This is a genomic window from uncultured Brachyspira sp. (assembly GCF_910588665.1).
In the GTDB taxonomy this organism is placed as follows: domain Bacteria; phylum Spirochaetota; class Brachyspiria; order Brachyspirales; family Brachyspiraceae; genus Brachyspira.
The window spans coordinates 1-1,894 of record NZ_CAJUPR010000037.1; the positions used below are offsets into that span (position 1 = coordinate 1).

Sequence of the window (1,894 nt, forward strand, 5' to 3'; positions counted from 1 at the left end):
TTTAATACTAATTCATCATTTTCACCATAACTTAGATCATTTGTTTTACGATATTGATTTAATGAACTTTTCAATACTAATTCATCATTTTCATTATAACTTAGATCAATCATTTTACGATACTCACTTAAATCAATATCAATAGTAGTATAATTACCATATTTCTTTATGTATTCTATTATTAATTCATCAATAGTATTACAATTTTTATTTTTATTAGCTTGATTTATTGTAAACATTTATCTATTGTTAAACGTTTTTTTACATAATAAATTCAATGTTTAAGAGAACCAATTTTTCAACACCAAGTACAAATAAGAAACAACCTAAATTATCTTCATTATATAGTGATTCTGATGAATATGACATAGTTGAACCTGATCCTAATATTGATGAAAATGAAGAAGGTTCTGAATTACAACAACCACATCGAGTTAAACATGTAAATCAATATATAGATACATTAACAAGTAATGAACAAAAATATCAAAGACCACCTTACTTTAATAAATCTATGTTTGAATCTGATTTAGGTACAATATCAAAAGTAGGTAAAAGAGCTAAAAAAACGGTAGAAAATGCTAAAAAAACAATATCAGATAACTATACATTTCAGAATAAAGACGGTATTGATTTATCTAAATATAGAGAGTTATTATTTGATATTCTTATAAATGGTAACTATAGAATCAAGTTTTCACCAAAATGTGCTGTTCGAAAAAGTGCAGAATTATATTGTAAAAGTAAGTTTGATAAATCAGGGTACCCTTTATATAGATTAATACCAGCACGTTCTGATACGAAAGACCCGTTTGGTAATGCTATCTGTGATTTAAATGGTGATAAAGTTGAAGATATTGTTATTGTTGATAGATTAGGTAGACCTGTTATAATTAATGGTTTCAAATTAGTTAAAGCTAATCCTTATAAAAAAATATGGCAAACTTGTATATCAAACGGTAATACAAAGCTACCATTTGAAATCTGGTTAAGATCATTATTAGATGCTAATAAAAAGTGGGATTACACAGAAGAAGAATGGAATAACGGTAAGTTTATATCAAACCCTGAAAATTATGATGAAAAGATGAAACGTGCTATTGAAGATTATGAAGAAGTAGGATTATCTAAACCTAGAATAAGTACAAGATTAACAGCAAGAGGGTTTTGGTCATCTATGTTTGCTAAAATATGGCAAGTTTCTATTAACGAGATGTTTACAGATGTTACAAATGAAGAAAGTAAAGTTACAACATATTATAGTGCTTTAGAACCGCTAAAAACATTATTTAGTTATTTTAAAGTATGTAGTGCTATGTTTATTGTAAAGTTTGAAACAAAAGTAATGATTAATCATAATTTCGTAATTAAAGAAAATAATGAACAAAATGAAAATCAAAATAAAGAAGAAGCTAAAGCAGGTGATTGGATAAGATGGTTGAAATATAAACAAGCTCATAAAAAAGAGGTTAATGCTGAAATAGGTATATTAGTTCAAAACTTTTATAAAGATCATGTTAAAGCTGATCTACCTATAAATGAAGATTTCAAACCTAATACTGAAATTAAAGATGAAGAATTAAAGAATGTTATTAATAATGTTTTCGCTATTGTATTTAGATATGGACTTGATTTTAATGAAGAAAATAATAAAGAACATTTCGATAAATTAGCAACATTAGCACGTGCATTAAGTTATAATGAAGTAAGTAAAAGAGATAAACAAGAACTACGACAAATATTTTGTGATAACATTGATATATTTATAGATCAAAAAGTAGGCGGTAACTATATTGAATCTAAAACAATATACAAACAAAGAAAAGATAAATTTGTAGATAAAGCAGATACATATATTAAAGCAAGAGATGATGCATAAAAATAATATATAAGC

At 25.5% G+C, this 1,894-nt stretch carries 1 protein-coding gene; it reads left to right on the forward strand.

Annotated elements, in window-relative coordinates; all coding sequences use genetic code 11:
• Positions 1 to 277: 277 nt before the first annotated feature.
• Complete coding sequence (locus tag QZ306_RS10445) at positions 278 to 1,879, forward strand: hypothetical protein (protein ID WP_295163639.1); 1,602 nt, start codon at positions 278 to 280, stop codon at positions 1,877 to 1,879.
• The last annotated feature ends 15 nt before the right edge of the window (positions 1,880 to 1,894 follow it).